Here is an 18,971-nt window from a genome sequence, read left to right on the forward strand (position 1 = left end):
GTTTCGCAGATGCGGCGACCAGTGAAGTCAATGAAAGGAAAACTGGTGTTACGCACACACACGATCTCTCAGATGGGGACCGACCTGGTCGGTCAGACAGTGACATTAACCGGGTGGGTTGACCGCCGCCGTGATCATGGCGGAGTGGTGTTCATTGACCTGAGAGATGCCAGCGGAATCGTGCAGGTTGTTGTCCGCGATGAATCCGTCGCCCATGAGCTGCGTTCAGAATACTGCCTACGGGTAACCGGCGAAGTCAGCGCCCGTCCCGAAGGCAACGAGAATCCGGAACTGTCCACGGGGCAGGTTGAGATTCTGGGCGATGACATTGAGATTCTGAACACCTCGCCGGCTTTGCCTTTCCAGGTGTCGGCCCATGCCGAAGAATCCGGCAGCGTGGGCGAAGAGACACGTCTGCGTTACCGTTTTCTCGATCTGCGTCGCGCCCAGTTGCAGCATGCGATGCGTTTGCGCTCCCGCGTGTCGAGGGCGGCTCGCGAAGCCCTGTACGAACACGATTTCGTGGAAGTTGAAACACCGACATTGACGCGTTCCACCCCTGAAGGTGCCCGCGACTTCATCGTGCCGGCGCGCCTGTCTCCAGGCTGCTGGTACGCCCTGCCTCAGTCACCGCAGTTGTTCAAGCAGCTCCTCATGGTCGGTGGAATGGAACGCTACTTCCAGATTGCGCGCTGCTACCGAGATGAGGACTTCCGAGCTGACCGTCAGCCCGAATTCACTCAGCTTGATATTGAGATGAGCTTCGTCAGCCAGGACGACGTCATTGCCGTGTCCGAGGACGTGCTGCGAGCAGTGTGGGCTGAAATCGGTTACGACTTGAAGACTCCGATCCCACGCATGCCGTTCAACGAAGCAATGGCCAAATACGGCTCCGATAAGCCGGATCTGCGTTTCGGATGCGAACTGATCGACCTGACCGACTACTTCAAGGACACCCCGTTCCGCGTCTTCCAGAACCCGTATGTGGGTGCAATCGTGATGCCAGGCGGTGCTTCACAGCCTCGCCGCACCTTCGACAAGTGGCAGGAATGGGCCAAGGCTCGTGGAGCCAAGGGACTGGCCTACGTGACCATTGCTGAGGACGGAACACTGGGCGGTCCCGTAGCAAAGAACATTTCCGATCAGGAACGCGAAGGCCTGGTCGAGGCCACAGGAGCCAACCCCGGTGACTGCATCTTTTTCGGCGCCGGAAAGCCCACAGCAACCCGCGAACTGCTTGGCGCTGTGCGCCTGGAAGTGGGACGCCGCTGCAACCTGATTGACGAGGACGCATGGTCATTCGTGTGGATCGTCGACGCACCCCTGTTCAAACCGACCGGCGAAGCTGAAGCAGAAGGTGACGTGGCGCTGGGGCACTCCTCATGGACCGCTGTCCACCACGCGTTCACCATGCCGCAGGACGAATGGCGTGACAACTTCGAGGACGATCCGGAGCACGCGTTGTCCTACGCCTACGACATCGTGTGCAACGGCAACGAAATCGGTGGCGGCTCGATCCGTATTCACCGTGACGACATTCAGCAGCGCGTCTTCAACGTGATGGGAATTTCCGAGGAAGAAGCCGAATCGAAGTTCGGATTCCTCATGAGCGCACTGAAGTTCGGCGCACCGCCACACGGCGGCGTGGCATTTGGATGGGACCGCATCGTCTCGCTGCTCACGCATGCCGACTCGATCCGTGACGTCATCGCCTTCCCGAAGTCCGGTGGCGGATACGACCCGCTGACCGACGCGCCCGCGCCGATCACGCCGCGTCAGCGTAAGGAAGCAGGGGTCGATGCGAAACCGCGCAAGCGCGGTGAAACAGACCAGGATCAGAAGGCCGACAAAGCCGACAAGGCGGAGAAGGCCGAAAAGGCTGGCCAGGCTGACAAGTCGTGATCGTCAGTGCCATTTTGTCAGGGCGGCTCGGACACACATGTGTCGGGTCGCCCTCGGCTTTTACGACGCCAGGCGTTCAAACAGTCTGGCACGCCGCGCAAGATAGTCGCCCTCGCTGATCCATCCGGACGAAAAATCAACAGTGCGATTCGGATCCATGATGCGCAGCACCTCCTCGCGACCAATACGCGTGGCGGCGTCGTGGAACAAGACGAGGTCTTCGAAGGCAGCTCGGAGCATTTCGTAACGTAGCGAGTAATACACGCCGAGGTCGTCCGCCGGATACACGACGAATGGGTCGCCTGAGAAGAACGCTCCGCCGGCGCTGGAATCGGCGAACGGATTAATGGGACGCACCGACAGCTGCGAGTAGTAGAAGTCAAACGCCCAGTGCAGGAAACCGCGACTGTTCGCGCAGAACAGCTGCAGACCGAGCATGCGGTGACGAATCGGGCGCTGCGCGATGAAACGGTTGGCCACAGCGTTCGCCTGACCCACGCAGTAGTACACCCAGGATGGCTCGTAGCCAGCCTCACGGAAACGCGTCACCGCAGTGGTGGCCACGATCGGATGGTCAACCAGGTCGATGTAATCCGGATCGGACAGTGCATCGCCCACCATCTGCCCTTCCAGCAGATCGATCACCTGCTTGCGCGCCGCCTGATAGCTGGAACGGTTGGTCTCATCAGGCTCGTCTGAAATATGCCACCAGATCGCATCACCGAGGTTGCGTCCACGGAAATAACCGATGAGGAATGGGATGAGCTGTTCGACAAACGCGCGGTACTTGGGCGAGGTTGCCTCCGTGTCCCATCCGAAACGCCGTTGTTCCCCCTCAGTTGTTTTCACGATGAACTGCGGACACGCGTGCGCACCCCACTGCGTGAACAGGTGTGGCAGTTCGAGGTAGCGGATACCCGCATCCAGTGCCATATCAACCCACCGATCGAGACGCTCCGTGGCGAAGTGGTACGTCCCGTCATAGCTGATATCCAGTAACTGTGCCGCAGGCCTGTAGGTGCCGACCGCCGTGTCGAGTGGGGGAGACCAGATCGGGGTCAGCAAGCTGTTCACGCCCATCTGTGTAGCGGCCCGCACATGATTGGCGAGGGCGTGCCAATGCTGCTCGGACCACATGGGAACGTGAAAGTACGTGGCGAGGCAATCCGGATGCAGCCACTGGGTGTTGATGAAATCGCTGTCGTGGTGTGTCAGATCAACGCCTGTGACAGATACGGTTTGTTCGAACAGATTTGAATCGGCGCGGGTGACAGTTACGGTGATTGTGCCCGAAAATGCCGGCACACTCACCCATACGGCATTCCATCCCATATGGTGCGCCTGCAGCACAACAGTCGTCAGAGCACCGTCGACGCTCGCGTCCAGAGGGGTCAGCAGATCGGGCAGCAGGGATGGTTGGGTTGCCAGATACCCGTCATCTGCATCTGCCGGTGCTGGCAGGCCGGCCGCAACCAGGTCAACGTGACAGACCTGGACGGGCTCACCGTCCGTGCGAATGGTCAACGTCAATTCAGAGCGCGACCAGTACACGTCCTGGTGCTCGTGCCAGGCCACCTGGAAATTGATCGACTGACCGGTGCGCGTGACCAATGGCTGCGTGAGCGAGTCGGGCTCCTCGCTGGGAAGCACCTTTGTCAGGTCGTCAACCAATCGGATATCGACGCGTGAAGTGGGGGCAGCCATCAAGATCCTTCCGCACGGTGTCAGTTGCCTTCCAGTGTGCCATGAAGTTCTCGCCCGTGCCGCCTAACGACGCTGATCAATGGGCACTTTCTTTTTGGAAGAGACACGCGACAAGTTCCAGCGAAGAGGACAAAAATGAGGCACACTAGAGACATGGCTCACATTGAAATGCATCCGGAGAATCCACAAGCCCGCCTGGTCACTAAGACCGTTGACCTCCTCAAGGAGGGTGGCACCATCGCATTACCGACCGACTCGGGATATGCGATTGCCTGCACCCTGGGGAACAAGGAAGGGATGGATGTCATCCGGCAGATCAGAAAACTCGACGAGAAGCACAACTTCTCGTTGCTGTGTCATTCCTTTGCGCAGCTGGGTGAGCTTGTCATCGTCGACAACCACCAATTCCGCACGATTAAGGCGCTGACGCCCGGACCGTACACGTTCATTCTCCAAGGCACCAAGGTCGTGCCTCGTATGACGCTGAACAAGAAGAAGCACACAGTGGGCGTCCGGCTGCCAGATCATGTGATTACTCAAACGATTGTCGAAGCTCTGGGGGAGCCGCTTCTGTGCTCGACTTTGATCATGCCTGGCGAAGACGAGCCGTTGGTGGACGGACACGATGTTGACGACCGCATCGGCAACATGGTGGATCTTGTCATTGTTGGCCCGGTCGGTCTGGCCGAACCGACAACCGTCATCGATTACACCGACGGTACGGCAGTGATCGCCCGTAAGGGCGCTGGCGACACGTCACTATTTGAATAGAAGTTTCCTGTGCGCTCTCGCACTGTGGAATGGCGCAGCGCGAGAGTACACGAATTTGGGAATTTTGCTCACAATCAGTATCCAAATTTCAGTTCCTTAGGTAGCATCCGGCATGGAGCTATATTCGAAGGAGCGATGTTGTGAGCGAACACGTCAGGCGAGAACCGCGCAGGACACGTGTGTGGATCCTGATCGCGGCATGCACTGCCGTGCTGGTTGCGCTGGTCGGTTCGGGGGCTGCCTACGCTGCCCACTACGATGAGCGGGCGCTTCCGCGTACATCTGTTGCCGCTATTCCAGTTTCAGGAATGACGCATGACGAGGTCGTTGCCGCTATCAACGAACGTGCGCAGAACATTCGTGTCACCGCCCGGGTTGATGGCAAAGAAACTGAGATCGCTCTGGCTGACGCCGGTATCCAGATCGACGCCGAAGCCACAGCGACCCTGGCTCTTGAATCGAGCCGTTCCTGGACAAGCCGCCTGCAGGGACTGTTCACATCCCGACAGATCCCGGTGGTGACCACAACGGATGAAGAGGCACTCAGCGCGATGGCGGAAACGCTTGCGCGTCAAGCGGGACCTGCTGCCGTCGATGCGTCCGCCCACTACGACGCCGACCGTGATGCATTCGTGGTTGATCCTGCCGAAAATGGCACAACGATTGACGCGCAAGCACTGACGACAGCTCTGATGGACGCTGCGACAACGCTGGGCGACACGGAAGTTGACCTGTCCTCGACGCAGTCGGAGCCGTCCGTTACCACAGAAGCCGCACAGCAGGCTGCCCAGCAGGCAGATGAAATGCTGGAGACAGACGTTTCACTGACCGACACGATCGACTCCTTCACACCCTCGCGCGCCGACGTTGCCCAGTGGATTTCCTTCGAGAACACGGACAGCAAGCTCACCGCCCACTACTCCTCTGAAGCTGTTGGCTCGTGGGTATCAGCAACTGCCCAAGCCTCAAATGTGGAAGCCGACCCTACGATCAACAACGTCAATGCTGCAGGCGACGTGCTGGTAGAAGCATGGCCAGGTAAACCCGGCCTGAAAGCCAATAATGTCGCTGACCTGTCGAACGCGCTGATGAGTGCCCTCGACAATGGCGAAACGTATGAAGGCACGATCACCTATGACGACGTGCCGCAGGAAACGAAGACGCGCCCGATCGCCCCGGGTGCGGAGAATCTGCCGTATCCGGCTGCTGAGGGCGAAAAGTGGATCGATATTGATCTGACCAGGCTGACGGTCACCCCGTACATCGGCACGAAACAGGCTCACGAACCCATCAGCATTGTTCCCGGCTCACCTGGCCACGAAACGGTCACCGGCCTGTATCACGTCTACCTCAAGTATGAGAAGCAGGACATGGGGTGCACACCCGAGTGGCCATACTGCGCCAAGGGCGTGCCGTGGGTGTCCTACTTCACGGGCTCGTACGCCATGCATGGCGCACCGTGGGTGAGTGAATTCGGATGGTCCGGACCGGGCGGTTCGCACGGATGCCTGAACATGCCCGTGTGGGGCGCAAAACTCATCTACGATTTCGACGAAATCGGCACCCCTGTCATGAGCCACTATTAAGCCGTATCCCTATGGATTTATTTGACAGTGAAGGCATTGACACCAATGGGGTACCCTCGTTCGACGAGCATGCGCCGCTCGCTGTGCGGATGCGCCCCACCTCGATTGACGAGGTCGTCGGGCAGAACCATCTGCTGACGGCGGGATCGCCCCTGCGACGCATGCTGTCAGCGGCAGCAGATTCTGGACCGCTCTCCTCCATGATCCTGTGGGGTCCGCCGGGAACCGGCAAAACGACCCTTGCCTACCTGGTGGCACGCGCCTCACATCGACATTTTGAAGAATTGTCCGCTGTTTCATCGGGAGTCAAGGACATTCGCGATGTCATCGCATCGGCACGCCGTCGCACCGCTGCCAGCGGCGAAGACACCATCTTGTTCGTTGATGAGGTCCACAGATTCTCCAAGTCCCAGCAGGACGCACTGCTTCCGGCTGTTGAAAACCGGTGGGTCACACTCGTGGCGGCGACAACCGAGAACCCGTCGTTCTCCGTCATTTCGCCATTGCTGTCACGTTCTTTGCTGTTGACGCTGCATCCACTCGACGAAGACGGGATTAGCGCATTGATTACCCGCTCCCTTGACGATGCTCGCGGACTGAAGAGTGAATTCACCATCGACGAGGCCGCTTTGGCTAGCCTCGTCCGACTGGCAGGAGCAGATGGCCGGAAGGCGTTGACACTGCTTGAAGCTGCAGCAGGTGCGGCGCGCGATGCGGACGATACGGTCATTGCTCAACACCACGTGGAAACCGCCGCAAACCAGGCGCTCGTGCGGTGGGATCAGGACCAGCACTATGACGTGGCTTCCGCGTTTATTAAGTCAATGCGCGGATCTGATGTCGATGCCGCCGTGCACTATTTGGCTCGGATGATCGAAGCGGGGGAGGACCCTCGTTTCATAGCCAGGCGCGTCATGATCTGTGCCTCTGAAGACGTGGGAATGGCGGCGCCGGAAATCCTCGGAATCTGCGTGGCAGCTGCTCAGGCAGTGGCGATGGTCGGCATGCCTGAGGCGCGTATTATCCTGGCACAGGCCGTGATCGCGGTGGCGACCGCCCCGAAATCCAATGCGTCCTATCTCGCGATCGATAAGGCGCTGGCCGACCTGCGCAGCGGGAAAGGCGGCCCGGTGCCTGCTCATCTGCGTGATGCCCATTACGCAGGAGCGAAGAAACTTGGGCACGGGGAAGGCTACCTGTATGCCCACGATGCGCCGCATTCTGTGGCCGCACAACAGTACTTACCGGATGATCTGCAAGGCACTCAGTACTACCGTCCGACTGAAAACGGAATTGAGGCAATGATCACGAAGCGGCTGACAGTGTTAAGGCAGCTGCTGTCCATGGGGTAAGCTATGAGGGTTGTCCACGACAACACCTGGGGTCTTAGCCGTTTGTGTTGACCCCATGTTCGGTTCAACGGGAGCCGGACATGACCCATGAAACAGGAAAGGAAACCGTTTTATGTCGACGAATCGTTCACGGAAGCAGGTGCGCCAGTCACGCGCACTCGGAATCGCACTGACCCCGAAGGCTGTGCGTTACTTTGAGAAGCGCCCCTACGGCCCCGGCGAGCACGGCCGTACCCGCCGTCGCCAGGATTCCGACTACGCCGTTCGTCTGAAGGAAAAGCAGCGTCTGCGCGCACAGTACGGCATCCGCGAAGCTCAGATTCGCCGCATCTTCGAAGAAGCTCGCCGTCAGGACGGCCTGACCGGTGAAAACCTGGTTGAGCTGCTCGAAATGCGCATTGATGCTCTGGTTCTGCGTGCAGGATTTGCCCGCACCATCCAGCAGGCTCGCCAGGTGGTTGTACACCGTCACATCATGGTGGACGGCAAGATCGTTGACCGCCCCTCTTTCCGCGTGAAGCCCGGACAGACGATCCAAGTCAAGCCAAAGTCGCAGACCACTGTTCCGTTCGAGATCGCCGCCTCCGGCGTGCACCGCGATGTACTGCCGGCAGTTCCGGATTACCTCGACGTTGAGCTGGAACGTCTCAAGGCCACACTGGTGCGTCGCCCCAAGCGCGCTGAAGTTCCAGTGACCTGTGACGTCCAGATGGTCGTTGAGCACTACTCACGCTGAGTATGAACGTGTGATGAGGACCCCGGGTGCCTGTGCGCCCCGGGGTCTTTATCGACACACCGTTCGAGGTCGCCCTTCAGGTGTATCTCGCTTTCCCTCTACTTTTCCAATACGATGAGGACACATGCGCACCTCTGAGATTCGTTCCCGCTGGCTCGACTACTTCGCTGCACACGATCACGAAATTCGTCCATCAGTTTCACTGATTTCTCCCGATCCATCGATTTTGTTCACGATCGCGGGGATGGTGCCGTTCATTCCGTATATCACCGGCGTTGAACCGCCGCCGTGGCCGCGCGTTGCATCGGTGCAAAAGTGCATCCGCACCAACGACATCGACAACGTTGGACGTACCACGCGACATGGCACGTTCTTCCAGATGAACGGAAACTTCTCATTCGGTGACTACTTCAAGGAAGGTGCGATCCACCTGGCGTGGAACCTGCTGACCGGCTCGCAAAAGGACGGCATGTACGGCCTGGACGCAGACCGACTGTGGACGACGCTGTGGGAGAATGATGACGAGTCCTACGACGTGCTGACCAAACAGATCGGTATGGATCCGCGCCACATCGTCAAGCTTCCACGCGAGGAAAACTTCTGGGATACAGGCCAGCCCGGGCCAGCCGGTCCGTGCTGTGAGTGGCACTACGACCGCGGCCCTGAATACGGTCCCGAAGCTGTGGGCGGCACCGTTGACCCGGGCGGCGACCGCTACCTCGAACTGTGGAACCTCGTTTTTGACCAGTACATGCGTGGCGAAGGCAGCGGAAAGGACTACCCGCTGCTGGGCGAACTCGATGACAAGGCCATTGACACGGGTGCAGGTCTCGAACGCCTCGCATTCGTCCTGCAGGACAAGCCGAATATGTACGAAATTGACGAGGTTTACCCCGTCATCCAGGCCGTCGAAGAGATGTCCGGGCGCCACTACCATGACGATGCCGATGACGACGTTCGCATGCGCGTGGTGGCTGATCATATTCGCTCCGCGATGATGCTGATCCTCGATGGCGTGCGACCCGGAAACGATGGACGTGGATATGTTCTGCGGCGCCTGATGCGCCGAGCCATCCGGTCGATGCGTCTGCTGGGTGTCGATACATCCTCACTCCCGACGCTGATGCCGGTTTCACGTGACGCCATGGCGCCGTCGTACCCGGATCTGGTGACGAACTGGGATCTTGTCGCAGATGTTGCGTACGGTGAAGAAGAATCGTTCATGCACACCCTCACCTCGGGCACGACGATCCTGAACGCGGCAGTCAAGCAGGCCAGGGAAACGAGCCAGGAGGCGCATTCGACGGCCACCCTCAGCGGTGAAGACGCGTTTGCGCTGCATGACACCTACGGCTTCCCGATTGATCTGACCCTCGAGATGGCGGCCGAACAGGGCGTGAGCGTGGATGAACAGCGCTTCACGGAGCTGATGAACGAGCAGAAGCAGCGTGCTCGCCAGGATGCTCGCGCCAAGAAGACCGGACACGTTGATGTTCGCGTTTTCCACGAGATTGCACATGAGCTGGGCGGGCAGTCTCAGTTCCTCGGATATACCGACATGGCAGCCGACGCGCATGTGGCAGCAATTCTGGTGGATGGTCAGTCAGTGCCCGCAGCAACAGCTCCCGCACATGTTGAGGTCGTCCTCGACCAAACACCGTTCTACGCGGAGATGGGCGGTCAGCAACCCGACCACGGCACCATTCGCGTGGCAGAAGGCGGGGGAGTGGTCCGCATTGATGACGTGCAGGCTCCGATCAAGGGGCTGACGGTCCATCGCGGCGAACTGGTCGAAGGTACCATTTCTGTCGCTGCCGACGCGTGGGCGGAGATCGACACTGAACGCAGGCGCGCCATTGCGCGCGCACACACCGCCACTCACATGATTCATCGCGCTTTGCACCAGATCGTCTCGGACAACGCTACGCAGGCAGGATCGGAGAACTCGCCGTCGCGTCTGCGCTTCGACTTCCGCCACAACAGTGCGCTGGAAGCCAGTCAGGTTGATGACATTGAATCCCTGGTCAACGACCGGCTGTCTGATGATCTGGCTGTGACGGATGAAGTGATGCCAATCGAACAGGCTCTGCAGACCGGAGCTATGGCGTTGTTCGGTGAAAAGTACGGTTCCGAAGTGCGTGTTGTGTCGATCGGCGGCGACTGGTCGAAGGAACTGTGCGCAGGTACTCACGTCCCCACAACCGGACATATCGGACGCATCGCGCTGCTGGGTGAATCATCCATCGGATCCGGTGTGCGCCGTATCGATGCACTGGTCGGATCTGGTGCCTACGGATTCCAGGCTCGCGAACATGCCCTTGTTTCGCAGCTGTCATCGCTGCTCGGAGGGCGCCCCGAAGATCTGCCCTCGCGCGTTGAACAGCTGATGGCGCGTGTGAAGAAAGCAGAGAAAGCGCTCGAGGAGGCCGAAACGCGCGGCGCGCTGGCACATGTCGACCAGCTCATCGCTGAGGCCACAATGCATAATGGCATCCGCGCCGTTGCCGCATCGGCCGGCCAGATGAGTTCTGCCGACAACGTGCGTTCCCTGGCGCTCGCCGTGCGCGACAAGATGGGCGAGGGCGAGCCTGCGGTGGTGGCACTGATCGGAGATATCGACTCCAAGCCGAGTATCGTTGTCGCAACCAACCAGAGTGCGCGTGAGCGCGGCGTCAAGGCTGGAATGCTTGTGCGCACTGCTGCGCAGGTTCTCGGTGGCGGTGGCGGTGGCCGTGATGACGTTGCCCAAGGTGGCGGTCGTGATCTGACGAATATGGATCAGGCCCTGTCAGCGATCACCGACTCGCTGAAGTAAACAGGGAAGGTAGACCTGGTGAGCATGCGAACGGGAGTACGTCTGGGACTGGACGTGGGGACCGTGCGCATCGGTGTGGCCAGGTCCGATGAACGCGGGATCGTGTGCCTGCCGGTGGAGACCGTTCATGTTCAACGAGATCATTCTGAAATCGATGATCTGTTGGACATCATCGATGAATACGATCCGATTGAGATCGTGGTCGGGCTGCCTCGGCACTTGAAGGGGACAGAGGGACAAAGTGCCCATATGGCCCGCAGCGTGGCCAACCGAATTGCGGCACGCTGGCGTGGCGGACGCATCTGTATGGTGGATGAACGCTTAACCTCCAATCAGGCTCACAGCAGGCTCCGGGACAGTAAAGTGGAAACTCACCGCCATCGGGAGATGGTGGACCAGGTCGCGGCTCAGATTATTCTGGAGCTAGCGCTGGAGAGCGAACGAATATCGGGGACTCCGCCAGGGCAAACCGTGTCTCTGGGAGATCCATCGTTGAGTAGTGGAAAGGCCGAACGTGACTGATTCAGACCCATTGCGGCCACCGTTCCCTTCACGAAGGGATCGCCACCGTCACCGGCAAACCTCGCAAGAATCCAGGACCTCTCAGCCCTCACAGCGTGTACCTCGCCCATCGTCAGGGGGCACTCCGGCAGGTGGTGTGGAACTACCGACGCGCGCGCAGCGCCGTGCACAACTCAGTGCCGAGGCGCGCCGCAATGCAGCTCGTCAGCAGCGCAAACGTCGAACTCGACGCAAAATTCGGACCTTTATCGTCATCATTGCCGTGCTGGCTGTTCTGGGCGGAGCGGCGTATGTTGCCGTGTCTGCACTGAAGTCCACCGGAGTTGTGGCGGACCAAAGCGATGACTACCCAGGCCCCGGCTCAGGAAGCGTCGAAGTCACCATTAACAAAGGCGAGATCGGTTCCGATATTGGAGCTAAACTTGTCGAGGCCGACGTGGTGAAGTCAGTTGCAGCCTTTAACCGCGCGTTTGACGCAAATAAGGCGGCATCGGGCATCAAACCCGGCACGTACCAGCTGAAGAAACAGATGTCGGCTTCTGGTGCCGTGGCAGCGTTGCTGGATGAAACCAACCGTACCGAAAACACCGTGACTGTCACCCCAGGTTCGGTACTGAAGCAGACTCTCGATAAAATGCGTGAAGTGAGCGGCTTCAGTGACGAGGCGATTCAGGAAGCCATCAACAACCCTGAAACACTGGGACTGCCTGCGCAGGCTCAGGGTAATCTCGAAGGCTGGCTTGAACCAGGTTCGTACGAGGTATCTCAGGACGATACGCCTGCTGACCTGCTCTCGGAGATGATTCAGGCGCGAGTCGACGCACTGGATCAGGCAGGAGTGCCCGAGGATCAGCGCCAGACCGTCCTGATTAAAGCTTCCATTGTGGAGCGCGAAATGCACCTGGAAAAGTACATGCCGATGGTGGCACGCGTCATTGAAAACCGCCTGAAGGACACTGAAGGTGAAACTCGTGGCCAGCTCAAGATGGATTCCACCGTCCTGTACGGTGTGGGCAAGTATGGCGGCGTTCCTACGAAGGATGACCTGGCCAACGACAACCCGTATAACACCTACCTGATCAAGGGACTGCCTCCGGGGCCCATCGCCTCGCCATCATCCACAGCAATTAACGCGGTCCTCAATCCTGAACCCGGTGACTGGCTTTATTTCGTCACCATCGACCTTGACACCGGTGAAACCCTGTTCGCGACGACGAACGAGGAACAGGAAAAGAACAAGGTAAAGTTCGATGAATATTGCGAAGCCAATCCCGGAAAGTGCTGACACGAGCCGCTGGGCGGCGGTCATTGGGTCGCCCGTGGCGCACTCGTTGTCACCCGTCCTGCACAGGACCGCATGGGACGATCTGGGGTGTGACCCACGGTGGGCCTACCGACGCATCGAATGCGACAGGGACGGCGTTGCATCCCTGATCCAGCAGTGGGATCCGAACTGTCTGGGACTGTCAGTGACCATGCCGTGTAAGCAGGTCATTGCCCCGCTCATGGATGTAGTTGATCCGCTGGCCAAAGCAGTGGGATCCATCAACACTGTCGTCCCGGCAGGCGGGTTACTGACCGGTCTGAACACGGATGTCGAAGGCATCGTGGAAGCTGTCAGGCGAGCGCGCACTGGACTCGAGCCGATTCGCAGCGCAACGATCCTGGGGGGCCGCGCAACTGCCTCATCCGCGCTGGCTGCGCTGAAGAGCATGCACGTTGATGATGTCCGTATCGTCGCGCGGCGCTTTTCGGGGCCAGGATCCGTTGTTATGGCAGAAAGCCGCCTGGGCGTGACCAGTACCCACATCATGTGGGATGACACTGAACGCGTCATCGCCAGCCTGGATGAAACCGATGTCGTGATCTCCACTATGCCGGCCGGCGTGTGTGACAACATTGCCGCACGTGTACGGCCACGATCCGAACAGACTCTGCTGGACGTGGTGTATGCACCGACTATCACACCACTCGTTCAGGCCTACCGTGACCGTGGGGCGCGCATTGCTCACGGCCTCGACATGCTGGTATTCCAGGGACTGGCGCAGGTGCGCGTGATGACCAGTCGAACACCCCGAGTCGAACCCGTCATGGATGCGGTGTATCGTGCAGCGGAAGTACCTCGAGCATCATGATCATGGGCAACGATGTTGGAGCGCTGTCACTGGCGCTGTCGCTGATGGTCTGGATCGCGATCGCCATGTGGCTGAACCGCGCAGGATGGCGCGTTCAGCGTCGCTGCTTCACCACCATCAACATGAGGCCCATGAATCGCATGACGGTGGTATGGGTCTGTGCCCTCACCGGCATGGTCACCCTGCTTGCCGCGCATGCCTCACCGATGGCGCCCGCGATCGTCACTCTTGCGATGATCGGGCCTCTGAGCGCGTTCGTTGACGCCAAGACCCATAAGTTGCCCACGCGTTACACCCTCGTCCTTGCTGGGGGTGCCATCATCGGCATCGCGTCAGTCATTTTCTGCAGCGAGTACGCTCAACAGGTCAACGACACGTGGTGGATCTCCATGATCGGCGGAATGGTGATGTGGACTCTGCCCTTGTGGCTGTCAGCGAAGATTTCGCACGGAGCAGGCTACGGTGACGTCAAACTTGCGCCGGTGCTGGGTGCACTGACAGGTATCCCCGGATGGGCATGCACGTTTGGTGGTCTGGTCATCTGTTTTGTGGGAGCGGGCATCGCAGCGGTGTGGGCGATCATTGCACTGGGAGCTCATGGCCGCACCCGCGTCGCTCTGGGCCCGTGGCTCATTGGCGGAGCAGCGCTGGCACTGGTCCTGTGGGAGATCATCCCGTCCTGGCAGATACCTGCGTGAGGCACACGGTAGTGGAATGAGATGCTTCGACGTCGCTCAATGTGACACACTCGGAGCATGCTCAGATGGATCACCGCTGGAGAATCACATGGCCCGGCTCTTGTCGCGACCCTGGATGGACTACCCGCCGGCATCACATGCACGACGCAGACCATCACGCAGGCATTGGCTCGCCGCCGCCTTGGATACGGACGAGGCGCACGTCAACGCTTCGAACAAGACGTCGTGCACATTCTGTCCGGTATTCGTCACGGCACCACCCTCGGATCTCCGATCGCCGTGACCATCGAGAACACAGAATGGCCCAAGTGGGAAACCGTCATGAGTGCGGATCCGGTGGATCCCGACGCATTGCTCGTCAATGCCGGAACCGGCGATGAGCGCGAAGTTGCCCGCAATAAACGCCTGACTCGGCCTCGTCCAGGACACGCTGATCTGCCAGGAATGCTGTCGTACGGCCACGAGGATGCCCGGAATATCCTCGAGCGCGCTTCTGCGCGCGAAACTGCCGCTCGGGTCGCTTTGGGAGCTATTGCCGAGGAATATTTGCGCCAAGTTGCCGGAATTGAACTGGTCAGCCACGTCGTTGCTGTCGGAGACCGCTATGTTGGCTCCACCACGCTTCCGACTCCGCGCGAAACCCAGGCCCTTGATGAGTCGCCCGTACGCACCCTGGATCCGCAGGCTGAACAGAAATTCACGGAGGCGATTGATAAGGCTCAAGGCAACGGTGACACGATCGGTGGTATTGCTGAAGTCATCGCCTACAACGTTCCGATCGGAATCGGCACGCATGTCAGTGCTGACCAACGCCTGGATACCCAGCTTGCCGGTGCGCTCATGTCCATCCAGTCCGTCAAGGCCGTCGAAATCGGTGACGGCTTCCTGCAGGCACGCATGCCTGGGTCAACCGCACATGATGAAATAGTTCATGCCGACGACGGCCACCTGACCCGAACTTCCAACCATGCGGGCGGCATTGAGGGCGGGACCAGCAACGGGCAGCCGATTATTGTGCGCGCAGGCTTCAAACCGATTTCCACGGTGCCGCACGCGTTGCGAACCGTGGATATGGCAACCGGTGAGGATGCTCAGGCACTGCATCAGCGCTCCGACACGTGTCAGGTTGTCCCCGGAGCAGTCATCGCGCAGGCGATGGTCGCCCTCGTCATGGCTCGGGCGCTTCAATCACATGCGGGCGGGAATTCACTGGAAGAATGCAAGCGCAATCTGCGAGCCTACATGGCCGCTATCGAGGCGCGCGCATGAGCGCGATCCCCGCACATCTGCCGATTTTCCTGGTCGGACTGCCGGGGGCAGGCAAGACCCGCGTCGCACGGCTGTTGTCTGAACGCCTCGGAGTGCCGTGCGAAGATACTGATGAGATTGTTGTGCGCACCCAGGGTCGTCCCGTCACTGATATCTTCAGGGACGAGGGCGAAGCAGCTTTCCGTGAATATGAACGTCAGGCGATCGAATTGGTCTTGAACCACCGTTCGGTGATCTCACTGGGCGGGGGAGCTGTGACCTCGCCTCAGGTGCGGCAACTGCTGAAAGGTCAGACCGTTGTTTTTATCGACGCGGACCACGATGAACTGGTGCGCCGGACCTCGGGCAAGAATCATCGTCCGCTCCTGGCAGGTGATGCCGATGCTGCTTTACGCAGACTACGCAGTGAACGCGCAGGCTACTACGATGAAGTGGCGACCATACGTGTGACCTCGGATTCAGGTCCAGTGGAGCGTGTTGTGGAGGACATCGTGATGACGTTCAGTGACGTGACGACACTGACAGTGGACGGACCCGCTCCCTATGACGTCCTGATCGGACACTCGCTTGTGCCACAGGTGTTGACCCACTACGTTCCCGCCGGGTCACGCACCCTCATCGTGCACCCACCGGCAGTGGCCGAGTACGTCAACCAGATCGCTGACAACCTGACGCGCCACGGTGTTGAGGTGGCCGTCATGGAACATCCAGATGGCGAAAGCGGAAAAACCTTTGCGGTCGCGGAAGCTGGATGGCAGGCAGCAGCTGAAGCTCACATTGGCAGACGAGACACCGTGATTGGGATTGGCGGGGGAGCAACCACTGACCTGGCAGGGTTCATCGCCGCCACCTGGCTGCGCGGAGTGGACGTGATCCAGATCCCGACGACGCTCCTGGGCATGGTCGATGCAGCGGTGGGAGGCAAGACCGGTATCAATACGCCGGCCGGCAAGAACCTCGTGGGATCATTTCACACGCCGCGCGTTGTGATCGAGGACGTCGCGCTGCTGGACACGCTGCCGAGCCAGCAGATGCGCTCAGCGATGGGCGAGGTCATCAAGTGCGGTTTCATCGCAGACCGCGCGATCATTGACCTGATTCGTGACCACATCGAAGACACTGCTGTGCTGATCGATCCGCACGGACTCAACCTGCGAGAACTGGTGGAGCGTTCCGTTGCCGTCAAGGTGCGTGTTGTCAGTTCCGACCTCAAGGAATCCGGTATGCGCGAAATTCTTAACTATGGCCACACCCTCGCGCATGCCATTGAGCGGCAGGAAAACTTCACGTGGCGACATGGTGACGCTGTGGCCGTCGGCTGCATCTTTGCCGCCGAACTCGCCCACGCCCGCGGCATGCTCACTGACGAGGATGTCCAGCTTCACCGCGACCTGTTCAGCGCGTTTGACTTGCCTGTGTCCTACAGCGGTGCGCGCCTCGACGACCTTGTCCAGATCATGAAGCTGGATAAGAAAGTGCGCAACGGCGAACTCAGGTTCGTCCTTTTGGACGGTAGTGGCCATCCGGTTGTGCAGGTGGTTGATCCTGAGCAGCTGCGCATTCCAGCGAGCAAGGTAGGCATTCATGCTGACTGAGAGTGGACCGAGTGTCGTCCTTATTGGAGTGACAGGATCGGGTAAGACGACGGTGGGACGGCTCTTGGCTGACCGTCTGGGATTGCGTCTCATGGAGACAGACGACGTGGTCTCACGTGACCTGGATTTGTCCATCCACCAGCTGATTGTGAGCCGCGATCCGCGCCTGGAAGACGCGCAGCGGCGCACAGCTCTTCGTCTGCTCAGCCCAGACGGCCAGGCACGTGGTCAGATCGTCACCCTCAGCGCATCGTTGCCGACAGATGAAGGGGTGCGTGCCGCACTGCTCAAAGCACGCAGCAACGGCACAACCGTAGTGGAGCTGGCTGCCACCCCTGCAGAGATCGCACGCCGAGAGAATATGGGCGCCCCTCGGTCAGTCGCCCTGGGCGCTCCGCGCGCGATGATGACGCAGATGATGAAAGAACTGCGGGAATCATATGCGCCACTGGTTGACGTGAGTGTGAACACGGTTGGGGTCAGTCCCGCTGACGTGGTGAGGAATATTGCTCAATCGTTGTAAGATAGCGGGCGATTAGGTTTTGTCGAGAGTGAAGGAATGCACGTGGCTACTACAAATGATCTGAAGAACGGCCTGGTGATGGTGATTGACGGCCAGCTGTGGCAGGTTGTCGAATTCCAGCACGTCAAGCCCGGTAAAGGCCCTGCATTCGTTCGCACGAAGATCCGCAACGTGATGTCCGGCAAGACCGTCGACAAGACGTTCAACGCAGGCGTCAAGATCGAAACAGCCACTGTGGATCGCCGCGACATGACCTACCTGTACCAAGATGGCGATGACTACGTCTTCATGGATCAGGAAACCTACGAGCAGATCATGGTGCCGCGCGAAACTGTGGGCGACGCCGTGAACTACATGGTGGAGAACCAGGATGTCATCGTCTCCCAGCACGACGGCCAGGTTCTCTTCATTGACCTGCCGGCAACTGTGACACTGACTATTACGCACACCGAGCCCGGCCTTCAGGGTGACCGCTCCTCGGCAGGCACCAAGCCAGCGACGCTCGAAACCGGCTATGAAATCCAGGTTCCTCTGTACATGGAGGAAGGAAGCCGCATCAAGGTTGACACCCGCACCGGCACATACTCCGGACGAGTCACTGACTGACCGTGTCCGCTTTCGCTTTCACTGCCCGCACCAAGGCCCGCAAGCGCGCAGCCGACGTCATTTACGAGGCCGACCAACGCGGTATGGGTCGCAACCCGGAAGTTCTGCGCGACCTTCTGCGTGAGCGGCGTGTCGTTACCGCAGCGCAGACACCGCTGCCGGAATACTCTCTGCAGATTATCGAGGGCGTGGCAGAGCGCCTGCACGACATCGATACATTGCTGCGTCAACACGCAAAAGTGCACGGTCTGGATCGGATGCCGGCCGTTGACCTGGCCGTGCTGCGCGTTGCAGTGTGGGAACTGCTTGTGAACGAGGACGACGTTCCTCCGCTGGTTGTCATTGACGAGGCGGTGTCGATCGTGAAGTCCATTTCGACTGATGATTCGCCTGCTTTTGTCAATGCCGTGCTCGATGCGATTCGGCGTGGCCTCGAGACGCCATCGTGGACGCGTGAGCGTGTGATGGACGAGCCTGCACGTCTTGACGAGCCTGCCCCGGACAGCGGCAGCGAAGCTGACACGCAGAATCCGAGCTTTGCTGATGTTGAAAAGCAGCATCCAAGCCTTGCGGATGTTGAAAATATGAATATGGATGAGCTTGACGAGCTCTTGTCGGACTACTGAGCCTGGAGGCCGCTTCCACTAAACGGAAGCGGCCTTCACGTATGTAATGTCACCTCGGCGCGCCCGCCGACAGACGCGCGAGTGCGCTACTCTAAAAACCGGAACGATCAACCTTTAAGGTCCGTCCTGTG

At 59.4% G+C, this 18,971-nt stretch carries 16 protein-coding genes; 15 read left to right on the forward strand and 1 reads right to left on the reverse strand.

What is annotated here, in order from left to right; all coding sequences use genetic code 11:
* The first annotated feature begins 45 nt into the window (after positions 1-45).
* Complete coding sequence (aspS, locus tag AC1EJ1_RS02635) at positions 46-1,902, forward strand: aspartate--tRNA ligase (RefSeq protein ID WP_285014013.1); 1,857 nt, start codon at positions 46-48, stop codon at positions 1,900-1,902.
* 60 nt (positions 1,903-1,962) lie between these two features.
* On the opposite strand, the gene AC1EJ1_RS02640 is transcribed toward aspS, so the two are convergent.
* Positions 1,963-3,606, reverse strand: coding sequence for a DUF4091 domain-containing protein (locus AC1EJ1_RS02640; RefSeq protein ID WP_285014014.1), 1,644 nt, complete (start codon positions 3,604-3,606; stop codon positions 1,963-1,965).
* Positions 3,607-3,759: 153 nt separating this feature from the next.
* On the opposite strand from AC1EJ1_RS02640, the gene AC1EJ1_RS02645 reads away from it, so the two are divergent.
* The 14 genes from AC1EJ1_RS02645 to nusB all read left to right on the forward strand — a co-directional run bounded on the left by AC1EJ1_RS02645 (position 3,760) and on the right by nusB (position 18,840).
* A complete protein-coding gene (locus AC1EJ1_RS02645; RefSeq protein WP_058236807.1) occupies positions 3,760-4,377 on the forward strand; it encodes an L-threonylcarbamoyladenylate synthase in 618 nt (205 codons plus the stop codon).
* A gap of 140 nt (positions 4,378-4,517) precedes the next feature.
* On the forward strand, positions 4,518-5,963 hold the full coding sequence (locus tag AC1EJ1_RS02650; protein WP_285014015.1) for a L,D-transpeptidase family protein: 1,446 nt from the start codon (positions 4,518-4,520) through the stop codon (positions 5,961-5,963).
* Between the two features lie 11 nt (positions 5,964-5,974).
* Complete coding sequence (locus AC1EJ1_RS02655) at positions 5,975-7,315, forward strand: replication-associated recombination protein A (RefSeq protein ID WP_480295300.1); 1,341 nt, start codon at positions 5,975-5,977, stop codon at positions 7,313-7,315.
* A 112-nt stretch (positions 7,316-7,427) separates the two neighbouring features.
* Positions 7,428-8,051: a 30S ribosomal protein S4 gene (gene rpsD / locus AC1EJ1_RS02660; protein WP_058236804.1), complete on the forward strand. Its 624-nt coding sequence runs from the start codon at positions 7,428-7,430 to the stop codon at positions 8,049-8,051.
* A 124-nt stretch (positions 8,052-8,175) separates the two neighbouring features.
* The gene (gene alaS / locus AC1EJ1_RS02665) at positions 8,176-10,866 is read left to right on the forward strand and encodes an alanine--tRNA ligase (RefSeq protein WP_285014017.1); all 2,691 of its coding nucleotides are present in this window, start codon (positions 8,176-8,178) and stop codon (positions 10,864-10,866) included.
* Between the two features lie 24 nt (positions 10,867-10,890).
* Positions 10,891-11,388, forward strand: a complete 498-nt coding sequence (gene ruvX / locus AC1EJ1_RS02670; RefSeq protein ID WP_058236802.1) for a Holliday junction resolvase RuvX — start codon at positions 10,891-10,893, stop codon at positions 11,386-11,388.
* A 136-nt stretch (positions 11,389-11,524) separates the two neighbouring features.
* Positions 11,525-12,673, forward strand: a complete 1,149-nt coding sequence (gene mltG, locus AC1EJ1_RS02675) for an endolytic transglycosylase MltG (protein WP_285014018.1) — start codon at positions 11,525-11,527, stop codon at positions 12,671-12,673.
* Positions 12,639-13,523 (forward strand): shikimate dehydrogenase, encoded by an 885-nt coding sequence (locus AC1EJ1_RS02680; RefSeq protein WP_285014019.1) that lies wholly within the window; start codon positions 12,639-12,641, stop codon positions 13,521-13,523. The genes mltG and AC1EJ1_RS02680 overlap by 35 nt, the downstream gene beginning before the upstream one ends.
* A gap of 2 nt (positions 13,524-13,525) precedes the next feature.
* Positions 13,526-14,221, forward strand: coding sequence for a prepilin peptidase (locus tag AC1EJ1_RS02685; protein ID WP_480295301.1), 696 nt, complete (start codon positions 13,526-13,528; stop codon positions 14,219-14,221).
* Between the two features lie 57 nt (positions 14,222-14,278).
* Positions 14,279-15,490, forward strand: a complete 1,212-nt coding sequence (gene aroC, locus AC1EJ1_RS02690; protein WP_285014021.1) for a chorismate synthase — start codon at positions 14,279-14,281, stop codon at positions 15,488-15,490.
* Positions 15,487-17,085, forward strand: a complete 1,599-nt coding sequence (gene aroB / locus AC1EJ1_RS02695; protein WP_285014022.1) for a 3-dehydroquinate synthase — start codon at positions 15,487-15,489, stop codon at positions 17,083-17,085. The genes aroC and aroB overlap by 4 nt, the downstream gene beginning before the upstream one ends.
* A complete protein-coding gene (locus tag AC1EJ1_RS02700; protein ID WP_058236797.1) occupies positions 17,075-17,608 on the forward strand; it encodes a shikimate kinase in 534 nt (177 codons plus the stop codon). Before aroB ends, AC1EJ1_RS02700 begins: the two co-directional genes overlap by 11 nt.
* A 42-nt stretch (positions 17,609-17,650) precedes the next feature.
* Positions 17,651-18,214, forward strand: a complete 564-nt coding sequence (gene efp / locus AC1EJ1_RS02705; protein ID WP_058236796.1) for an elongation factor P — start codon at positions 17,651-17,653, stop codon at positions 18,212-18,214.
* Between the two features lie 2 nt (positions 18,215-18,216).
* On the forward strand, positions 18,217-18,840 hold the full coding sequence (gene nusB, locus AC1EJ1_RS02710; RefSeq protein WP_285014023.1) for a transcription antitermination factor NusB: 624 nt from the start codon (positions 18,217-18,219) through the stop codon (positions 18,838-18,840).
* The last annotated feature ends 131 nt before the right edge of the window (positions 18,841-18,971 follow it).

Source organism: Pauljensenia sp. C0170B4, assembly GCF_056590235.1.

What these genes read in the sequence shown, in the direction of transcription:
- ruvX (WP_058236802.1), top strand. Translation starts at nt 10,891, where the DNA reads ATGCGAACGGGAGTACGTCTGGGACTGGACGTGGGGACCGTGCGCATC.
- alaS (WP_285014017.1), top strand. Translation starts at nt 8,176, where the DNA reads ATGCGCACCTCTGAGATTCGTTCCCGCTGGCTCGACTACTTCGCTGCA.
- AC1EJ1_RS02640 (WP_285014014.1), bottom strand. Translation starts at nt 3,606, where the DNA reads ATGGCTGCCCCCACTTCACGCGTCGATATCCGATTGGTTGACGACCTG.
- AC1EJ1_RS02655 (WP_480295300.1), top strand. Translation starts at nt 5,975, where the DNA reads ATGGATTTATTTGACAGTGAAGGCATTGACACCAATGGGGTACCCTCG.
- AC1EJ1_RS02680 (WP_285014019.1), top strand. Translation starts at nt 12,639, where the DNA reads ATGAATATTGCGAAGCCAATCCCGGAAAGTGCTGACACGAGCCGCTGG.
- AC1EJ1_RS02685 (WP_480295301.1), top strand. Translation starts at nt 13,526, where the DNA reads ATGGGCAACGATGTTGGAGCGCTGTCACTGGCGCTGTCGCTGATGGTC.
- AC1EJ1_RS02645 (WP_058236807.1), top strand. Translation starts at nt 3,760, where the DNA reads ATGGCTCACATTGAAATGCATCCGGAGAATCCACAAGCCCGCCTGGTC.
- aroC (WP_285014021.1), top strand. Translation starts at nt 14,279, where the DNA reads ATGCTCAGATGGATCACCGCTGGAGAATCACATGGCCCGGCTCTTGTC.
- AC1EJ1_RS02700 (WP_058236797.1), top strand. Translation starts at nt 17,075, where the DNA reads ATGCTGACTGAGAGTGGACCGAGTGTCGTCCTTATTGGAGTGACAGGA.
- rpsD (WP_058236804.1), top strand. Translation starts at nt 7,428, where the DNA reads ATGTCGACGAATCGTTCACGGAAGCAGGTGCGCCAGTCACGCGCACTC.
- aroB (WP_285014022.1), top strand. Translation starts at nt 15,487, where the DNA reads ATGAGCGCGATCCCCGCACATCTGCCGATTTTCCTGGTCGGACTGCCG.